Below are 18,877 nucleotides of genomic sequence, written 5' to 3'. Positions count from 1 at the left end.
TGTAGGAGGCGAAGATGGAATGATTAAACAAAAGCATGTAGCTTTAACGGTGGTGGCTTCTTTATTCATGATTGCAGCTTGCTCCTCACCAAGCAGCTCAGGTAATTCCGGTAAGGATTCAGCGGGGAATAAGAAGCTGGAGGTCAGCGTGTCCATCTTGGATCGCGGGCAAGTGGCGAGTGACGAAGGAACTTATGAAAGTAACCGGACTACGAAATACATCAATGAGAAATCGGGCATTAACGTAAAATGGGTTCCAATCCTGCGGACAGAATCTACGAAGAAGCTGAATACGCTCATCGCTGCCGGCGAAGCACCGGATATGATGTGGGAGTTCGGACGGGATTACATGGCGACACTGAAGGAGCAGGGAGCGATTCAGCCAATTGATGATTATATCGAGAAATATAGTACTTCCTACAAAGCCTACTTGAAAGCACATCCAGAGTTGAAACCTTATACCATGTTCGACGGCAAAACCTATATGGCTACCAGTGCTCGGGGCATTGACGCTATTGCCAATCACGGAATGTGGATTCGTCAAGACTGGCTGGATAAGCTGGGCCTGAAGACACCTACGACAATAGATGAGCTGGTTAATGTCATGCGGGCCTTTAGGGATAAAGATCCAGATGGCAATGGCAAGAATGATACTCTGGGAGCTGCTTTCAACTATAACTACATGGGCATTATTCAAGCCTTGTATGCGTCTAACAAAAGTAATTGGTATCTTGAGAACGATAAAATCGTGTACGGTGGCTTAACGGACCGCTATACGGATGTGCTGGCTGAACTCAAACTGTTTTTCGATGAAGGGCTAATCGACAAGGAATATATTACGGACAAGAACTATCAGAAGGAAAGACAGCTGTTCGTAACAGGTAAAGCAGGCATATATTTTGCCAGCTGGAACATTGGTGCAGAATACAGGGAATTGAAGCAAAATGCGCCTGATTCCAAGCTTGTACCTCTAGAGCCGGTATCAACCAAGTATGGTAAGTTCGGCTTGTATCAAGAACCGCCGGCAAATCGTTTGATTGTTTTCAATAAGAATATGAAAAATCCGGAAGCTGCAATTAAATTACTGGATTGGTGGATCGACAAAAACTGGTTCGATGTAAAGTTCGGTCAGGAAGGCGTTCATTACAAACTGGTTAATGGGGTTCCTCAAGCCCTTGATGCGGAGAAGAATAAGAAGGAAACGATCTATGCTTCTGAGTATGCTGTACTCGATCAATGGAGTCCAAAACCGGAGGATTTTGCAGTGATGGCAGCGACGGATGCGATTTCTCAGGAATATGCCAAGGTGCAGGGAGAATCTCTCAAGGTAGCCATGAAGAACAAATACAGACGAGATATTCCGTTTAATCCAACGTTCCCTGAGCTGAGTGAAACGTCTACTTCTTTCGGTCCCTTGTCGGAAGATATTGAAACCAAGGTCATTACGGGAGGCGCCCAATACTCGCCACAGTGGGGGATAGAGCAGCTGCGCAAAGAATGGAAACGTCTTGGCGGTGATAACGTCGATAAACTGGCGCAAGAATGGTATCAGAACAATTTGAAGGGGAAGTAAGCTTCATAGACGGCTGTGCAGCCTCCCGATTCGAACAGGAGTCGGGGGGTTATTTCAGTAGATAAGAAAGTATAAGTTTTATACTTTTGCTTCGCATCTACCTTGACAAACGTGTTCGTCCTATAAGGACGACGAAGTCGTTTATCCTTGTACAAACGAAGGAGTGTATCTAACGATGACAATGGATCCGAACAAAATGCTTATCGAGCAGCTTGAACAATGGCACACGGAATATTCGCCTGAGCTGCGGATGGTTCGCAAGCCTTTCCATACACCGGGCTATCACAGCACGTTGAAAAATGTAGCGTTTACACATCCCACACTGGCAGCATGTGTCTATGCATTGGGGCTGCTAGACAGCCGACAACCTCTTCATGTGGAAAGAGCGCAAGAAATTCTTGAGCAGGTGATCAGCCTGCAGGATCAAAATCCCGAGAATGCTACCTTCGGGATCTGGTCTTGGTTCTACGAAGAGCCGCTCGAGATGATGGCTCCACCGGACTGGAATTGGGCCGACTTCTGCGGGAAGCGGTTGGTACTCGCCGAGCAGAGGCATTCGGACGTACTTGGCGCGGATCTGCGTGAGCAGATTCGGCATGCATTGTCCTGCTCGTGCGACGCTATTATTAAGCGTAATGTCGGTCCTAGTTATACGAACATTGCGATTATGGGCGCTTTCGTTACTTTGCTGACCGGTGAGATCTATGGGGAAGAAAAATATTTAAATTTCGGATTGGAAAGGCTAAGACGCTTCTGCGAGTATACGAGGCAGCTGGGAACATTCCAAGAATACAACAGTCCGACGTATACGATTGTCGCGATTCAAGAATTGTCCAGCATTTATACGGCGACCCAAATAGCTGAAGCAAAACAGCTCAGTAAGGAGATGCTGGATGTCGCATGGGGAATGGTGGCAGAACACTTCCATGCCCCCAGTCGGCAGTGGTCTGGACCACACAGCCGGGCCTATCATACGTTGATGATGCCGGAAATTTTGTCTTTCGTACAGATCGCGAGCCATGGCGCATTGAATTTTATGCCGGACGACCAGCTAAAGTACAGTTTGGATTGGTACGGCAATGACATTCAATGTCCTGAGAAGTATTTACCGGCGTTCAAGCATACTCATACCGCGAAGCTAGTGCAGACGATTAGCAAAAATGAGGTTGGCTTGATAGTCAATCAAGCAACCACATATATGGAGGGCCCTATTAGTGTAGGAACTTTCAGCAAGGATGTTATGTGGAATCAGCGCCGCAATTTACTAGCTTATGTACGCAATAGTGAGGAATCCACCTATATTCATTTGCGACTGCTCAACGAGGGCTACGATTATTCTTCCGGCGTCTTTACCTGCGCTCACGAGGGGAAGGATGTGCTGTTTGGTATCGGCTTTTGCACGAATGGCGGCAATACGCACATCGGACTCGACCCAATCGATGGGTTTATCGAATCAGAGGACCTGCGTATACGCTTTGAGATCGGGGGGAGTCTGGATGGCGTGATGGCAGAAGCTATTTCGTATGATGACGAATCGGCAGTGGTACATCTAGCTGAGCAGACGTTGTTCGTAAAAAAACTATTCGCAGCCTTCGACGGGGAACAGCCGGGATGGCAGCTCGGAAGTGAACAAAATAAGCTGTTCCTTGACTATGTAATCTACTCTGGTGAGAAGAAAAGATTTGATTTTCTTCGCATGCAGAAAGCATTGCTTGTTTTTGCATGGAGTTTGGGTGAAACATCCAATGAATCCCTCGACGCAGCCGCTTCAGTCATGGATGCAGGCACAGGAGGCTCTGAGGCAGAACATGAGGTTCATGCAGAATTCCGTGCTCCGAACCGCCCGACGCTTCAGTTGAGATTACCGCTCAAACCAGCCGAGAAGCAGGAGATGTTACGCCCACGGACATAAGCAAGCAAATGCTCGATGGTTAAATTATTAGAGATGGAGTGATCGCAGATGGCAAAAGGATCAATGATTCGCAATGAGTTCCATCGGTTTAACGATGCTTATACGGGGCGATCGATTACTCGTTTGACAGCACCGGAGCAAGTAAACCATCACCCCTATTTTTATTATAAAATGATGACGAACGACAGCCGGTACCTCATCTACGCCAGCGAGAGGGAGGGGGTTCGTCAGCTTTACCGAATGGATCTGGACGATGGATCAGCCATGCAATTAACGGACGGGCCGAATGTCCACGATTTCAGCTGCAGTCTGACGAGTGACGATTGCTATCTGATCTATTGCAGGGATCAGCGGATCATGCGATTAGAGATGACCACACTGAAGGAAGAGGTCATATACGAATCACCTGCAGGGTGGAAATCGAATGCGAATCCTGGTCTCAGCTCTGATGACAAATATATCGTTCTGGTTGAGATCAATGAGAAGGATGTTGTGCCAAATAAAGGCGACTGGTCCAGCTTCGAGCCTCAGTGGGCAGCTAAGCCGCACTGCCGAATCATTTACCTGGATATCGAACAGCGAACCAGCCACATCGCACACGAGGAGCTAAATTGCTGGCTCGGGCATCCGCAAATTCGTCCAAACGACCCTTCGACCGTTTTGTTTTGCCATGAAGGTCCTGGGCATTTGATTGACGCCCGGCTCTGGCTGGTCCAGAAGGACACGACCGGGCTGCGCTGCGCTAAGGAGCAAACGCATGATGAGCTCATTACGCATGAATACTGGCTTGCCGATGGCTCCAGATTTGCTTATGTCTACCGGCATAAGGATGATCGCGATCACGAAAGCATTCGTTTCATGGACCCCGATACGTTAGAAGAAGAAATCTGGATGAACTGCTCTAAGTATTGCCATTTTATTTCGAATGCTAATCATACGAAGATCGTCGGGGACGGACAAATGCCGGAACAGCATTTCGTCTATTTAGTGGATGTAGAGAAGAGGCAGGAAGAACGGCTATGCTCCCATGGAACTAGCTGGAAGTCATACGGCAATACGCAGGATGCCCATCCGCATCCGGCTTTTTCGCCAGACGGTACGTTTATTATCTTTACCTCAGACATGGAGGGTGTTCCTTGCATCTATAAAGTGGACTTGGAATGAGGAGTACATGATTGATGCTACGAAAACCTACACTCAATTAACCTTCAAGTCAAAGGCTGCCGACAAATCGGCAGCCTTTTCTCAACTAAAGCTACAGGGAAGATGGCTTCGTGACACTAGCTAATAAATCAGAATGTAGTCAGAGCATCTGCTTTAATTATTAACTAGATTATAAGATATCAATCTCAGACACAATTTAATGGAAGTTCGTGCATTCCCAACTGTAAACGCATACATTATGATTTGAAATATAAACAATCTTAATAAATATTAAAAATTGGAAAGGGTGTATACATAGTGAGAAAAAATTGTTCAGCGATTTCTGCAGCTATTGCGTTAACTTTTGCGTTAACTGCTTGTACGCCTAATGTCGGAGACCCTGCTTCTGGTGAAAGCAAAAAAGCAGAGCAAGCCACTACCGGCGGAAAAAAGCTGACATTATGGGTGTTTGCTGAACCCCATAAAAGGTTCTTTGAAGCTATAAAGGAAGACTTTAAGAAAAAACAGCCGGAGGTTACGGTTGAGATTAATTTGATGGAAGGCACAGCACTTGCAGATAAATACTTAGTTATCTCCAAGTCGGGCGGAGATGGCGCACCCGATCTTATCGATATCGAGCAATCACAGTTTCCTAAATTTATTCGTGGAGATATCCCTTTCGAACCTTTGAACGACTATTTAAAAAGCGACAACCTGACCGACGTGATGTCCAAAGGACGGCAGGCGCTGTATACCTTTAACGACAAGCAGTACGGGATCGAGCATGCCGCAACCGCCTCTGCCCTTTATTATCGTAAGGATTTATTCGATAAAGCAGGAATTAACGTAGCCGAGCTGCATACTTGGGATCAATTTACGGAGCAAGCCAAAAAGTTAGTCGGCGATAAAAAATATATCTTCCCCGGGAACTCCACAACGAAGACCGGAGGGGACCAAACGTATTTCGAGCTGTTCATTAAGCAAGAGGGTGGAGATATTGTCACTAATGACGGCCAGCCCGGATTTAATACCCCGGAAGGCCAAACAGCTTTGAAGCGGATGTACGCATGGAAAAAAGACGGCATCATGGATAAAAACTATTATGACGGTCCGGCATATTGGGATCAATTTAAGAAGGGGAATTACATAGCTGCTTTCGGTCCGGATTGGTGGGTCAATTTGCTGGCGGATAACGCACCGGAGCTGGAGGGCAAATGGGCCGCTGTTCCAATGCCTCTGGGCGGTCCCAAATCAGTACCGACTACGGTATGGGGCGGAACAGGGCTGATGATTTCCAAGTTTTCCAAAAATAAAGAATTAGCCTGGGAGTTTCTGAAACTTGCTCAATTAACTCCGGAAAACTCGGTCAAAAGATTCCAAATAGTTAACCTGTTCCCTGCGCTTCTGACTTCCGTTAAGGAGAAAGGCTTGCATGAGCAAAGCAAGTACACGAAGTATTTCAGCGGACAGGATCTGGGTGATCTGTACGGTAAGCTTGTAGCTGTAGCTCCGAACCAGAACCAGGCTTGGTGGCGAACCTTGTTTGCGGATGCTTGGAATAAGTATAGATTTGATTTGGAAGAAGGCAAGCTGACTCCCGAGCAGTTTCTGCAAAAGGTTGATGATGAGCTGAAGCAGCTGATAAAGAAAAATGAAACTGCCGGTTAAATGACAGGCGGACTTTACGCAAAGGAGATGAGGGGAACCTGCTTCTCCTTTCTTCTTGTTAAATGAAGCTTGGATATCGGGTTATTAGGAGGGCTGAACATTGTCAATCAAACAGTCAAAGTGGTTTAGGCTTGCACCGTATCTATTCATTAGTCCCTTTTTCATTCACTTCGCTGTGTTTAGCTTATATCCGACTCTGTATGGCTTCTGGCTCAGTTTATACCAAGGAATCAGTAAACTGACCTTCGCAGGTTTCAACAATTACTCACTCGTTATGACTGATGATGTTTTTTGGAAATCGATGTGGAACGGTCTGAAAGCGACTGGGGGCAGTGTCTTTATCATATTGCCCATTGCTCTAATGATTGCGCTGCTTATTAACCAGCCTTTCGTAGAAAGGAAGAAGGGGTGGTTTGCAACCTTCTTTTTTACTCCCAATATTACATCGGCTGTAGCGGTAGCAATCATTTTCGGATTCATCTTCAATAGGTCGTTCGGCATTTTGAATACGGTGCTTGCTTATGTCGGCATCGATCCGATCGGTTGGCTGGAGAATCCAAAGTGGACTCTTCCCGCTTTGATCATGTTGTTAACATGGAGATATTTAGGCATTAACATCCTTTATTTTATGGCCGGCCTTCAAAATATTCCTCAGGAGCTTACCGAGGCAGCCAAAATAGATGGGGCCAACGCGTTTCAAAGGCTGTGGTATGTGACATTGCCGCTGCTGAGATCTATCATGACTTTTATTGTCTTTCAGGCAATTATCGGGTCATTTACCATGTTTGCAGAGCCGTTTGTACTTGCTGGTCCCGGTCAGTCCGGACCCGAGCAATCACTGTTATTCCCGACCATGTACATTTACCAGCAAGCCTTCCGGTTGCAAAACTTCGGTTATTCATCAGCTGTCGGTTATGTGTTTACTGTTATTTTACTTATCGTAGGTATTATTCAAATCCGGTTGTTTCAGGAAAAAAAGTAAAGGAGAGAATGCCAGAATGACAGCAAACCGAATTCACCGTATTGCCGTATATGCTGCTTTGGCCGTATTGAGTTTACTTTTTAGTCTCCCTTTTCTTTATATGATTGGGATGTCATTTAAAACCTATGATGATATCGTTGCTTCCCCATTGAATCCGATCCCGATTCATCCAACACTGGACAACTTTATCTTGTTGTTTGAAAAGATACCGTTCTGGACACAGTTTTTCAACGGAGTTTTTATTGCTGTAGCGGTCTCTGTGCTCTCTATGGTTGGCAATGCACTGGTTGCTTATGGCTTCTCCAGGTATGATTTTAAAGGGAAAAATGTGCTGTTCACCATTGTGATTGCAACTATTTTGATTCCTTCGCAGATGACGTTGGTTCCAAGTTTCATTATGTTCAAACAGTGGGGGTGGTTGGATACGTTCTCGCCATTAATATTGCCGGGAGCTATATCGGCTATTAACATCTTCTTGATTCGCCAAGTCATGTCGGCAATTCCAAAAGAGCTGTATGAAAGCGCACGTGTGGACGGCAGTACAGAATGGGGGACGTTCCTGCGAATCGCAGTTCCTTTATCCATGAGCGGCATTGGCATTGTTGGGCTTCTCAACTTTATGAACTCGTGGAACGACTATTTAAGCCCGTTGATATTTTTAACCTCCGAGCACAAGATGACGCTTTCTGTAGGGATTTCAACCATGAACAATCCCTATAAAGAGGATTATGCAACGCCGATTACAGGAGCGTTTCTGATGGCGGTTCCGGTTTTGATTCTTCTGAGTATCGTAGGCAGGAAATATTTTATCAGCGGAGTTGCGGCAGGAGCTGTAAAGGGATAATCAGCAAAGCCCGGCATTGCGCTTTATATGCGTAAGCCGGGCTTTTTCATCGGTTTTTGAGTTCAGAGCGGAAAGGCTTGTTGTAGTGCTCCTTACGAATTTCACTTGGCGTCAGACCGGTATGGCGCTTTATGGTGCGGGCAAAATGGTAGGAGGTTTTAAAGCCGGACTGTTCGGCTATTTCGCCGATATTCAGGCCTGTACTGCGCAGTAATTCCAAACCCTTTTTAACCCGGTACTGCCACAAGTATTGAATTGGTGTCACCGCTTCATCGCGCTGGAAAAGGCGAATCAAATGCTCGGGCGTTTTTCCGGTAATTTGGGATAAATCGCTTAGGCTGAGGTCTTCACCAAATTTTTCGTGGATGGTTTCCACAGCAAGGAGAACAGCCGGATGTTTCAGGTGGTTCAGTCCCAGTTGTAAATGCTCTTTCACATACAGCCATATAGCGGATCGGCCAAGGGTTTTTACCACTTCCTCACCGGGAGTGCAGCCGTCGTTTTGCAAAGACATCAGCATATTCGTCAATTGATTTAGTCGTGCCGTCAAAGGGATGTAAAGCGGGAGCGATTCGAAATAAGCAGCTGCATCCGGTAAGAGAGGTTCAACAGCCACGGCAATCCAGCGGTGCCACGTGTCCCGTTTCTCATTAAAATGAAACTGTTCCTCATGTCCTGGTTTGAGCAATGCAATGCTTTCAGGAGGAACGGAGTGTGCAACGCCGTCAATCTCTACAATCATAGAGCCGCTATGTACAAGGACAAGCTGCAGATCGCTCTGAATGCGAGGGCCGTATTTCCCTCCTGGTCCATAGACTACGGTACCTGCATAGGCGCTGGTTACAACAAAAGAAGGTGGAATAACTTCCACCTTGAATTCTGTTTCCATACGATAATCCCATCCTCTCGGACAGCCTTTTCCTTCATTATACAAGAGGGATTTTCTTTTTCAAATCTTCTCTTTCAATAGTTGAGTCATGACGGATGTAGTGGCATACATAGGAGCGTCTCCAACGGTTGGAACGGTTCCGTGTAGAAGAGTGAATAAGGTTGCTGTCAAAAATTAATATATCCCCTTTATCCAAAATGACCGGAATTTCCTTGCTTAAATCGATGTCTTCCACCTCATGGGTCCAAGCTTCGTGTTCCTGTAAGTTTTTCACATCGCCATGAGGCAGAACTCCGAGCTTCTGAGAGCCGGGGATGACATATAGGCAGCCGTTTTCTTCATTTGTATATTCCATGGCAACCCATGCGGCGGTCAACGTATTCGGATCGTTCTTGATATAGTAATAGTCTTGATGCGCAGCTTGCCCGGGGGAGCCGGGTTCTTTGTAAAAGTACATGCTTTGCACGCCGGCGGCTTCATCGCCCAGAACTTGGGCCAGTGCCCCGCGTACAACCGGCAGCTTCATCATTTGCAAAGAAAAACCGTCATGCAGATGAGGATTGAACAGCCGGAGGGAAAAGCGGTCCTTATCATCCACTACGGCTCCGCCTTTCTTTGGTTTTGCCCACTCCGGCATAGAATCGGAGGAACGGATAGAATGAATATGCGAATTAAAGGCATCGATCAGATCAATGCTGCAGCCTTTTTTAATAATTATATACCCGTCAATTTGATATTGCTTGACTTGTTCTGGTGTTAGCGGATTTACTCTTTCCGATTGGACTTGAATACTCATAAAAGAAGCCTCCTCTTAGTATTAAACTGATGTGTGATTCCGTTTCATATCTATATATTAGTCGATTCTAAAAGGAAATAAAATGCACGTGGATTCAAATTTTTGTGTCTATAATTGATATTATTTTATGGAATCAACCAGATGAAGTCCTAACTAAAGTTCATGCTGCGTCGATATCTAGCATAACGGGTGAGTGTTCCAAGGTGCCGCACCAGTGGGGAAAGGGTGAGATGTTCCTTGTCGGAATCCGTACAGTTGTGATAGGATGAAAAACAGACTCTTCAAAGAGTCTTGGATATAGAATGAAGAATAGGAGATTCTCTTTATTATGACTAACAAGAACAAACAGCAAGTGACTAGACTAGCTTTGCTGCTGGGTTTATTTTCGACTTTGGGGCCTTTTACTATTGATATGTATTTACCGGCGTTTCCGGAGATTGTGATGCAATTCGGTACGACAGCTTCGTTGGTGCAGCTCAGCCTGACCGCTTGTTTACTCGGACTCGGCATCGGCCAACTCGTTATGGGCTCGCTGAGTGACGTCTACGGTAGACGTAATCCGCTGCTTATTTCCATGGCCATTTATGTCGTCGCCTCGTTAGCTTGCGCATTCTCCCCAAATATTGGAATCTTGATCGCATTCCGGTTCGTGCAAGGTTTTGTCGCTTCGGCGGGTATTGTCATTTCCCGCGCGATCGCACGCGATTTGTTCAGCGGTCATGAACTTACAAAATTTTTCTCGTTGCTCTTGCTTGTCGGTAACTTGGGTCCGCTCGTGGCACCAGTTACCGGTAGTGGGATACTTTCTTTCACGACTTGGATTGGCGTATTTTTAGCGCTGGGCCTGCTGGGAATCTACCTATTGACGATGACAAAATGGTCTCTAAAGGAGACTTTGCCAGCTGATCGGCGCAGACCTAGCAATTTCGTTCAGCAGTTGCGGAACTACGGATCGCTTTTTCGAGACCGCCAGTTTGTCGGCTACATGCTGGCACAGGGCATTATGATCGCAGGTGTCTTCGCGTATGTTTCGGGAACTCCGTTCATTTATCAAAATATTTACGGGGCATCGCCAACCGTATTCGCTCTTTTGTTCGGGTCCAACGGCATCAGCCTGATCATTGGTTCCCAACTGGTCGGGCGGATGTCACATCGCGTATCCGAGCACGCCTTTCTGTTGTTCGGCCTATGTCTTGCGTGTTTGGCTAGCGTCACTGTCTTAGTCGTGGCCATCGTCCATGGACCGCTTTTTGCATTGGTCATTCCGCTGTTTTTCTTCGTAGCGGCAATTGGTATTACATCAACGGCAGCATTTCCGCTTGCAATGGAGAGCCAAGGTCATATGGCGGGCAGCGCTGCTGCGCTACTTGGTGTCATTCCATTTTTGCTCGGTGCAGTCGTCTCGCCGCTAGTCGGCATCGCGGGTGAAGACACTGCAGTTCCGCTGGGTGTCATTATTTTAGGAACGAGCGCCGCAGCGATGCTAGCTTACTTCTTTCTGGTAAGAAGTAGCGCGCGAGAAGCATCCATAAGCTAGCAGCATATGATAAATCGAAAACCAGTCTTGCACTATAAACTTAGTGTTGGACTGGTTTTAATTTTTTGAAAGTACCGTTCAATATGCCACTCCAATTAGCCGAATTCAGGCAAAAATTTATATAGGCAGTAACCCATTTTTTCTACGCGAATATCTTAATGTTAAAGCTACTTTACGGAGGAAAGATATGGGATATTTTGTTAACGTGGAACCAGGAGTGAATTTATATGTGGAAGATCTCAATCCCGGGGGCAGCAAGACCATCGTTTTTATACATGGTTGGCCGTTGAGCCATAAACAGTTTGAGTATCAGTTTGACTTTCTTCCTGCCCAAGGATATCGCTGTATAGGAATCGATTGGAGAGGTTTCGGTAATTCGGATAAGCCAATAAATGGCTACAATTATGACCGATTGGCGGATGATATCCGCACTGTCGTTGGTGTACTTCAATTAAACAACGTCACGCTCGTTGGTCACTCTACAGGTGGATCGATCGCAATTCGGTATATGTCCAGATTCAACGGCTATGGAGTATCTAAACTTGTCCTTGTAGATGCGGCAGCCCCTGTAGGTTTTACACCGGAGACTGCAAATAAATTTCTTCATGATACGTTAAATGACCGCCCTAAAATGATCCAGGAAGTAACAGATACCTTTTTCTTTCAATATATAACAGGCCCATTCGCAGACTGGTTTTTCCAAATGGGATTACAGGCAGCAGGTTGGTCAACCGCGGCTATCATAGTTCTACTAAGAGATGAGAAGCTATATGCAGATCTGCAAAAAATATTGGTCCCCACTTTAATTGTTCACGGTATACATGACAAAGTGATTCCATTTGCACAAGCCCAGGAACTAAATCAACAAATTAAAAATTCACAGCTTGTTCCGTTTCAATACAGTGGTCATGGTCTTTTTTGGGAAGAACGTGATAAGTTTAACCAGCTTTTGACACAATTTATTGGCTAAAAGTATCTACTTAGCTCAAATCAAAATGGGGAGCCACATCGGCTCCTCTTTTTGATTGTTCTCCATTTTGCGGGAAAGAAATTTGCTGTGATACGATAATCAATAGATTCAAATATGGTATAATGTGGTGAAAAATTTACTGTGGTAGAGTACCGGAAGAGAAGTAGCAGTTTAAAATACAACACGAGAGGGCTGCAGAGGAAATGAATGACAAAGTTAATCTTACTCTTGGAGGATCATACGTTTTTGCTCCAGACAATCCAAGGAAGACAAAGAATCGTGGGAGAATATGTACGATACTGTCTTTCGAATTAAATGCTGAATATGAATTAGGGGTTAGAGTAGTTTTTCATGATACAAACCGTGAATCCGTATTACAGGTAAGCGACCTGAAGACAATAATCGAGTGAATCCATTCATTTATGTTTTTGGAGGTAAGTCACATGAGATCTGAAGATCAAATTAAACGTATGATTCATCAGTTGGAGCAGACAGCGCAGCAACTCAATTCAGAAGACAACGCTGAAGAAATCATTGAAATTCGTTCCAAAATTGAAATTTTGGAGTGGGTATTACATGCACCTGGCGGAAAATATCATGCTTGAACCGGTGTGAACGGGTAGTGGGGTGAAGAAACCATGAGCGCAAAGAATTTGATAGAAAATGTGAATGTAATTTTGCCTTACCTTCCTGAAGTGTACGGGCAAGTTGAAGATTATATCTGTCGGTTTCGAATACCAGACACATTGATTATGTTTAAACAATAGACTTTTATTTGTTTTCATAAATAAGCCAGCAAACCACCTTAGAGTTTGGTGGTTTCTTTCTTTTTAATTCAAATTTTTTATCAAAACTTTATGATTCGCTTCTAAAAAATGGAAGGTCATTTTAGAAAATCATTGAATATATATGTAGCTACAAAAAATGACGAGAACCGGAGATTAGCATGAGAATAGTCATAAGAATCAAAAAAGAACTTTTAGTGGGTATCCTTTTATTAATCATACCTTTCACCGTTTCTTTCATTTTTGTACTTCCAAGTTACAATTACTTTGTGACTGCTGGTGATGTAGTACCAGTTAGTCAGCTAGGGATAAAAGGGCACGTCTATTTTGCATTTGTTAAAAGTGGATATACGAAAAATCTATATGAAAAATATGCGTTAATGATCTTTCAAAAGAATAGCGTCACCTTTGAAACGGTTGATCAAGAGGAAGTGGATTTGCAAAAAGAAGAGTTGGAATATGAAGCTGGCCTAAGAAAAGAAACGATTCAGAGTGCTGTTACCGCAGTATCGACGAATTTATTACATCAAGATCTACCAACTAGTGGGAAAATGAATGAAATCATAAAGAACTCTGAAAGGTATTATGGAGATTCATTTGGGTTGATGGTTGCCATCGGATTAACGGAGGAATGGGGAAATGAGGATTTTTCTAAGAATGGACGGTTGAAAATAGCAGGAACTGGGACCATTAACGATACTATGAAAGTGGGACCTGTTGGAGGTATCCGTTATAAACTAATCTCCGCTGAACGAAAGGGCATGCAATATTTCTTCGTACCCCAAAGCATAGTAAAGGCAGAAACAGGACTAAGCAATAAGGAAGAGGCTTTTCAAGTAAAAAAGGAGAAAAACATGAAGATTCAAATCGTACCCGTCGATTCGTTAGAGGAAGCGGTAGCTTATCTTAGGAAATTGCCATAATATCAGGAGGGCGTTCAATTGCCAGTATTAAAATCCAAATCGATTGCAAGTATTTTGTTATTGTTTTTATGGGCTAGCTTGAGTATATCTGTTATTTCTGCTATCTTCCGTATGTTTTATTTATTTGGATTCGAGTTCTATGAACAATATTTGAGCACCCTTGATAACTATTTTTCCATGAGTTATTTATTCGTGTATTATATTGAGATTATACTTTTCTTGATTTGGTTATTTCAATTACATAGAGACTTAAAAGGTTTTTTCGATTTTTATCCGATTTCCCCGTGGGGAGCTATAATCCGTATGATTCCAATCATTAATTTGTGGGGATTATGGGATACATTTGCTAACGTAGGAAAATATATTAGAAGATATGATAATAAGCTTGGAAATAGTTTCTATTATCTTATTCCCTTTCTTTACGTGTCATTTTTCGGCCTTAATTATATCAATAAATGGATCCGCAGAAGCGCAGACGATGTGAGCGATTCTCTGATGATAACGGGAGCAGCGTTCGAAATTTTCTTTTTCTTCACTGTACTTATATTAACTACGAACATTTATCGAGGGATGCTTCTAGTTCATTTGGCAAATGGGGAGAAACTGAACAGTCCCATTGATCCGAAACTAATTCAAATTGTTACAAATTTTATGCAAAACCTAAATACGATCAACATCAATAGGCCGTTAATGACTGAGCAATTTATAAAGGATATGTATGAAGCAACCATTGATGCTAATCCTAACCACGAATTAACTCCACATGAAATGTTCAAGGAGATCAGCCGCCTAAACAGAAAGAAGTTAGAACTAGTTTATTACAAAATTGACGATTATCACTATGTTGATGATAATACTTTCGAGGTTTTTATCTACCGAGAGTTTACTGAAGGGGTCGAAGACGAAATTCGGTATACGTTGAAAAAGATTGATGAATATTGGAAGTTCGACCGAATGGAAGAAGCGCCAGCGACGGCTTCGGAACGTATTAGAGTTTGATGAGTAAATGATAAAGACGGAGGCGTACGAAGTGCATATAACTTGTTAAGTCCAATAGATAATGTTAAGGAGCCTGCTTCGCTGCAGTGCTCCTCTTTTGTTTTTTTAGGTAACGCGCTCGGATAGAATCCTATTTATGGAATAAATAAAAATTTACAGGAAACTATATGGTCAGGTGGTGAGTTTGATGTCTTCATTTTCCAATTCCAAAATCAACCCATTTCATGGTTATTTTTTATGTATGAGTGCTATGTTTACTTTGACCCAAATATCAGCCGTAGTCATCTTGATTGAAGATGCAAAACGTGATGCTTTTATAAGCACCATCTTTGGGTGTATGGCGTATTTTTTATATGCCTATTGGATTTATCGAATAGTAAACAATCTGACCCCAAATCAATCCTTTCTCAATGTACTTGAACATAAAATGGGTTTTTGGGTTGCATGGACGGTTAGATGTTGGATCGCTCTATTCTTGTTTTGTGAATTGTTTGTCGTTCATAAAAACATCGTAACGTGGGTGAAGTCCATGATCATCCCTTTCACACCCATTTGGGCAATCTCATTGCCCTTACTAATCGTATGCTCGTATCTAGCCGTCAAAGGAATCAAACCAATCGCCATTACTTTTTCCGTTCTTTTGCCCGTTTTATTAATTTTGATTCTATTTATGTCCTTATTTACTTTGAAATTTAGGCAAATTGACATTCTTCTTCCTTTAATTAGCGAGGGAGCTGAGCCCATCTTAAAAGGTACGGTAACGACCTTCAGGGCAGGAATGGAATTGTTTTTTTTAGTATTGCTGTCGCCTCATATTCAAGGTAAATTCAAATGGAAACATTTAACAATCGTGTTATCGATTGTCTCAGTTGTTTTTGTTAATGGGATTGTAAGTTTGTTGACTACATTTGGTCCCTATGAAGCTTCTAAACAACGCTTCCCATTATTTACACAATGGCGGCTTGTTAGTATCAGCAGTTTCGTGGAGCATCTCGATTTTTTATCCATGTACCAGTGGCTTAGTAATACTACGATTCTAATTAGTATGGGGTTATTTTTGTTCGGCGACTTGCTAACCTCGAAACAACTGCACAAAAAAATTGCAATCGTAACACTTACAGCAATCTTATTTATTTGTGTGGAGCTTCACATCAATGACAGCGTTTTTTTAACTTTCACTAAAATCTACTATTATCCACTTTCCTCTTTGTCTATTCTCTGTTGGACTGTTTTAGCCTACCTTGTAACAAGAAAAAGAGGCTTATCATGAACATTAAGCATGCAAAAGAAGAAGATTACAGAGCGTTATTCGCTGACTGCTACGATGTGAAAATCGAAAAGCGCGGCGGTATAAAGGTCATTCATTGCGAGGGAATGGCGGATACGAAACAGTTAAATGAAAATATACTCCCGCGTATTCCAGAAATGATTCAAAACAATGAGTTGAAGCAGTTAGACGAAAACGTAAATCTCAGTCAAATTGAACAGTTTGTATTTTCAGGCAACGTGATCATACTTATTTTTCATGAGAATGGGATACGCGTATATGAAGCGGATATTTCCAACCCGCCAAAACGCAATCCAGAAGAATCTACCACCGAAATATCCATTAGAGGACCCCGTGATGGATTTACGGAGGAAGTGATCACCAACGTCGCACTTATCCGCAAACGACTAAAAACCAATTCTCTTCAATACGAACACTTCATTGTAGGCAAAAGAGGAAATGTTCGGTTAGCTCTTCTGTATATCAAAGATATTATCAACCCTGAATTTGTCGTGGAAGCTAGACGCCGGATTTCACAAATCGATGTGGACACCGTAATTGGATGTGCCCAACTGGAAGAATATTTAAGTGATTCGAGCGATTCCATCTTTCCATTAGTGGATTCCATAGGAAGGCCGGACTTTGCAGCCGAGTCACTGTTGCGCGGAAGATTTGTCGTCATATCCGATGGATCCCCAATGGTGATCATCGGTCCATCGGATATTATGGAGCAATTGAAATCTCCCGAAGATGTTCATTCTTCGTACTATTACACAATTTTTCAACGTATTTTGCGGCTTCTAGGCTTAGTGACAGCTATGTTTTTGCCTGGATTCTATATTTCTTTGACTTGCTTTAATATTGACCAAATTCCTTTTCCATTACTTGCGACCATTGCTGCTGCTCGAACAGGTATACCTTATTCAGCCCCTATTGAAAACCTGTTGATTTTGGGATTATTCGAGTTGTTTCGGGAAGCGGGTATTCGTCTTCCGAAACCGGTTGGACAAACGGTAACGGTAGTAGGAGGTCTCATTATTGGGGATGCTGCCATCCGTTCCGGTCTTGCATCGCCATCGTTACTTATGGTTACTGCGGTGACAGCTGTCGCTTCCTTTACGTTGGTTAATCAATCCTTAACGGGCAGCGTTAGTATTATTCGAATTTACATGCTAGTGATGGCCTCTTTTTTGGGTATTTACGGATTTTTCATCGGTTTAATCTCATTAGCCGGGTACACCTCTACATTGACATCCTTCGGTGTATCCTACTGGTCTCCGATTGCAGAACTCAATTTTAGGTCATCTGTATTGGCGGTATTTAATCGGCCTTTCAAATCCAAGAACAAACGACCGGATGCTTTACATCCCACAGATTCTACGTCACAAGGGGAAAGTCAATGAGACCAACGGTGATCCTACTATCGATTTGTTGCATGATGTGTATTTCAGGATGCTGGGACAATAAAAATATTCAAGATTTGCTATACGTTACTGCGATAGGGGTGGATTATAAAAACGACCTGTATGAAGCCTACGTTCAAACGGTATCCTTTGGCCAGATAGCCAAAACGGAGAATGGGGGAGCAGCTGGGCCGAAGCTGTATGTCGGCAAAGGGCGAGGGAAAACGCTCACTATGGCATTAAACCAAATTTACGATACGGTACAAAGAAGGATTTATTGGAGTCATGTTCGCACGTATTTGTTTACCGAAAGTGCTATTCAAGCTGGAGGCGACGATTACTTCGATAATTTAAAAAGATATCGAGAATTTAGGTATACACCATGGATATTTGGCACAAAAGGATCGATTGAGGAAGTCCTTAAGGCACCTTCCTTTTTTCGAATGTCTCCTATAACCACCATTCTTGGCCAACCAGAAGAAAATTATTTGCAGAAATCGTTCATCAAGCCACTACAGGCGCAAGAATATCAAATTAATCTCAATGAGCCTGGCGAGACGGCTTTAATCCCTACCCTTACCATAGATAAAACCTCATGGCAGACCGAAGAGAAATCCGATCCAAAATTGAAAATAAACGGTGTGTTTGCAGTTCGCAAAAACAACTTTCAAGGGTGGTTGGCCAACAGTCAACTGGGCGGACTGCGATGGATGACGAAAGAAACATCAAGAACACCGCTCGAGACCAAGTCCGCAGTAATTTCGCTTGAGAAGCCGAAACATCAAATATCGGTCATCGAAAAAGATGGAAATCATATTTTCAATATCGTTGTTAAAGTCAGAGGCAACGTTGTTCAACTAATAGATAAACATCGATCAGAGCAAGAAATGGAGAAAGAAGCGGAGGAGCAAATAATAAAAGAAATCCGTTCAACCTACGAGGACGGGTTACGTATAGGGGCTGATGTGTATAATTTTAGAAACGTTATGTTTAAGAAAAGGTTTAAAAACTGGCAGGACATAGATCTTACTTCGTCGTCACTAAACCAAATCGATGTCCAAGTACATTTTCAACACCTCGGAGAGCTTAAGAAATCATAACTTGATTAGTTATGATAAGGCGAGATACCTTGACACACCAGAACTAGTGTGATAATTTTACGTAAATATTTCCAATATATGAAGCT

At 43.3% G+C, this 18,877-nt stretch carries 16 protein-coding genes; 14 read left to right on the top strand and 2 right to left on the bottom strand.

What is annotated here, in order from left to right; genetic code table 11:
• The first annotated feature begins 19 nt into the window (after positions 1-19).
• From J2Z65_RS16675 to J2Z65_RS16650, 6 genes are all read left to right on the top strand, one after another.
• The gene (locus J2Z65_RS16675) at positions 20-1,573 is read left to right on the top strand and encodes an extracellular solute-binding protein (RefSeq protein ID WP_167059875.1); all 1,554 of its coding nucleotides are present in this window, start codon (positions 20-22) and stop codon (positions 1,571-1,573) included.
• Between the two features lie 175 nt (positions 1,574-1,748).
• The gene (locus J2Z65_RS16670; RefSeq protein ID WP_167059872.1) at positions 1,749-3,485 is read left to right on the top strand and encodes a hypothetical protein; all 1,737 of its coding nucleotides are present in this window, start codon (positions 1,749-1,751) and stop codon (positions 3,483-3,485) included.
• A 48-nt stretch (positions 3,486-3,533) separates the two neighbouring features.
• Positions 3,534-4,649 (top strand): oligogalacturonate lyase family protein, encoded by a 1,116-nt coding sequence (locus J2Z65_RS16665; protein ID WP_167059869.1) that lies wholly within the window; start codon positions 3,534-3,536, stop codon positions 4,647-4,649.
• A 297-nt stretch (positions 4,650-4,946) separates the two neighbouring features.
• The gene (locus J2Z65_RS16660) at positions 4,947-6,296 is read left to right on the top strand and encodes an extracellular solute-binding protein (protein WP_167059866.1); all 1,350 of its coding nucleotides are present in this window, start codon (positions 4,947-4,949) and stop codon (positions 6,294-6,296) included.
• Positions 6,297-6,396: 100 nt separating this feature from the next.
• Positions 6,397-7,278 (top strand): carbohydrate ABC transporter permease, encoded by an 882-nt coding sequence (locus tag J2Z65_RS16655; protein WP_167059863.1) that lies wholly within the window; start codon positions 6,397-6,399, stop codon positions 7,276-7,278.
• Positions 7,279-7,294: 16 nt separating this feature from the next.
• Complete coding sequence (locus J2Z65_RS16650; protein ID WP_167059860.1) at positions 7,295-8,122, top strand: carbohydrate ABC transporter permease; 828 nt, start codon at positions 7,295-7,297, stop codon at positions 8,120-8,122.
• A 46-nt stretch (positions 8,123-8,168) separates the two neighbouring features.
• On the opposite strand, the gene J2Z65_RS16645 is transcribed toward J2Z65_RS16650, so the two are convergent.
• Together J2Z65_RS16645 and J2Z65_RS16640 are read right to left on the bottom strand one after the other, a co-directional pair.
• A complete protein-coding gene (locus tag J2Z65_RS16645; protein ID WP_167059857.1) occupies positions 8,169-9,011 on the bottom strand; it encodes an AraC family transcriptional regulator in 843 nt (280 codons plus the stop codon).
• Between the two features lie 37 nt (positions 9,012-9,048).
• Complete coding sequence (locus tag J2Z65_RS16640; RefSeq protein ID WP_209855945.1) at positions 9,049-9,807, bottom strand: phytanoyl-CoA dioxygenase family protein; 759 nt, start codon at positions 9,805-9,807, stop codon at positions 9,049-9,051.
• 328 nt (positions 9,808-10,135) lie between these two features.
• Here J2Z65_RS16640 and J2Z65_RS16635 point away from each other — a divergent pair, with 328 nt between their 5' ends.
• The 8 genes from J2Z65_RS16635 to J2Z65_RS16600 all read left to right on the top strand — a co-directional run bounded on the left by J2Z65_RS16635 (position 10,136) and on the right by J2Z65_RS16600 (position 18,791).
• Positions 10,136-11,344 (top strand): multidrug effflux MFS transporter, encoded by a 1,209-nt coding sequence (locus tag J2Z65_RS16635; RefSeq protein ID WP_167059854.1) that lies wholly within the window; start codon positions 10,136-10,138, stop codon positions 11,342-11,344.
• A 187-nt stretch (positions 11,345-11,531) separates the two neighbouring features.
• Positions 11,532-12,314, top strand: a complete 783-nt coding sequence (locus J2Z65_RS16630) for an alpha/beta fold hydrolase (RefSeq protein ID WP_167059851.1) — start codon at positions 11,532-11,534, stop codon at positions 12,312-12,314.
• A 443-nt stretch (positions 12,315-12,757) separates the two neighbouring features.
• Positions 12,758-12,919, top strand: a complete 162-nt coding sequence (locus tag J2Z65_RS16625) for a hypothetical protein (protein WP_167059848.1) — start codon at positions 12,758-12,760, stop codon at positions 12,917-12,919.
• Positions 12,920-13,260: 341 nt separating this feature from the next.
• Positions 13,261-14,022, top strand: a complete 762-nt coding sequence (locus J2Z65_RS16620; RefSeq protein WP_167059844.1) for a S16 family serine protease — start codon at positions 13,261-13,263, stop codon at positions 14,020-14,022.
• Between the two features lie 18 nt (positions 14,023-14,040).
• The gene (locus J2Z65_RS16615; RefSeq protein WP_167059841.1) at positions 14,041-15,021 is read left to right on the top strand and encodes a hypothetical protein; all 981 of its coding nucleotides are present in this window, start codon (positions 14,041-14,043) and stop codon (positions 15,019-15,021) included.
• A 187-nt stretch (positions 15,022-15,208) separates the two neighbouring features.
• Positions 15,209-16,291: a GerAB/ArcD/ProY family transporter gene (locus J2Z65_RS16610; protein WP_209855942.1), complete on the top strand. Its 1,083-nt coding sequence runs from the start codon at positions 15,209-15,211 to the stop codon at positions 16,289-16,291.
• Complete coding sequence (locus J2Z65_RS16605) at positions 16,288-17,691, top strand: spore germination protein (protein WP_209855939.1); 1,404 nt, start codon at positions 16,288-16,290, stop codon at positions 17,689-17,691. The genes J2Z65_RS16610 and J2Z65_RS16605 overlap by 4 nt, the downstream gene beginning before the upstream one ends.
• On the top strand, positions 17,688-18,791 hold the full coding sequence (locus J2Z65_RS16600) for a Ger(x)C family spore germination protein (RefSeq protein ID WP_167059829.1): 1,104 nt from the start codon (positions 17,688-17,690) through the stop codon (positions 18,789-18,791). Before J2Z65_RS16605 ends, J2Z65_RS16600 begins: the two co-directional genes overlap by 4 nt.
• Positions 18,792-18,877 lie beyond the last annotated feature (86 nt).

Source organism: Paenibacillus aceris, from assembly GCF_017874035.1.
Classification (GTDB): Bacteria; Bacillota; Bacilli; order Paenibacillales; family NBRC-103111; genus Paenibacillus_E; species Paenibacillus_E aceris.
The sequence above is the reverse complement of the archived record's forward strand: the minus strand, read 5'-3'. Positions and strand labels throughout refer to the sequence as shown.

Excerpts from the sequence above, each read along its gene's own strand:
- J2Z65_RS16610 (WP_209855942.1), top strand. The coding sequence starts at position 15,209 with ATGTCTTCATTTTCCAATTCCAAAATCAACCCATTTCATGGTTATTTT.
- J2Z65_RS16675 (WP_167059875.1), top strand. The coding sequence starts at position 20 with ATGATTAAACAAAAGCATGTAGCTTTAACGGTGGTGGCTTCTTTATTC.
- J2Z65_RS16635 (WP_167059854.1), top strand. The coding sequence starts at position 10,136 with ATGACTAACAAGAACAAACAGCAAGTGACTAGACTAGCTTTGCTGCTG.
- J2Z65_RS16640 (WP_209855945.1), bottom strand. The coding sequence starts at position 9,807 with ATGAGTATTCAAGTCCAATCGGAAAGAGTAAATCCGCTAACACCAGAA.
- J2Z65_RS16645 (WP_167059857.1), bottom strand. The coding sequence starts at position 9,011 with ATGGAAACAGAATTCAAGGTGGAAGTTATTCCACCTTCTTTTGTTGTA.
- J2Z65_RS16670 (WP_167059872.1), top strand. The coding sequence starts at position 1,749 with ATGACAATGGATCCGAACAAAATGCTTATCGAGCAGCTTGAACAATGG.
- J2Z65_RS16620 (WP_167059844.1), top strand. The coding sequence starts at position 13,261 with ATGAGAATAGTCATAAGAATCAAAAAAGAACTTTTAGTGGGTATCCTT.
- J2Z65_RS16625 (WP_167059848.1), top strand. The coding sequence starts at position 12,758 with ATGAGATCTGAAGATCAAATTAAACGTATGATTCATCAGTTGGAGCAG.
- J2Z65_RS16665 (WP_167059869.1), top strand. The coding sequence starts at position 3,534 with ATGGCAAAAGGATCAATGATTCGCAATGAGTTCCATCGGTTTAACGAT.
- J2Z65_RS16630 (WP_167059851.1), top strand. The coding sequence starts at position 11,532 with ATGGGATATTTTGTTAACGTGGAACCAGGAGTGAATTTATATGTGGAA.
- J2Z65_RS16650 (WP_167059860.1), top strand. The coding sequence starts at position 7,295 with ATGACAGCAAACCGAATTCACCGTATTGCCGTATATGCTGCTTTGGCC.
- J2Z65_RS16600 (WP_167059829.1), top strand. The coding sequence starts at position 17,688 with ATGAGACCAACGGTGATCCTACTATCGATTTGTTGCATGATGTGTATT.
- J2Z65_RS16605 (WP_209855939.1), top strand. The coding sequence starts at position 16,288 with ATGAACATTAAGCATGCAAAAGAAGAAGATTACAGAGCGTTATTCGCT.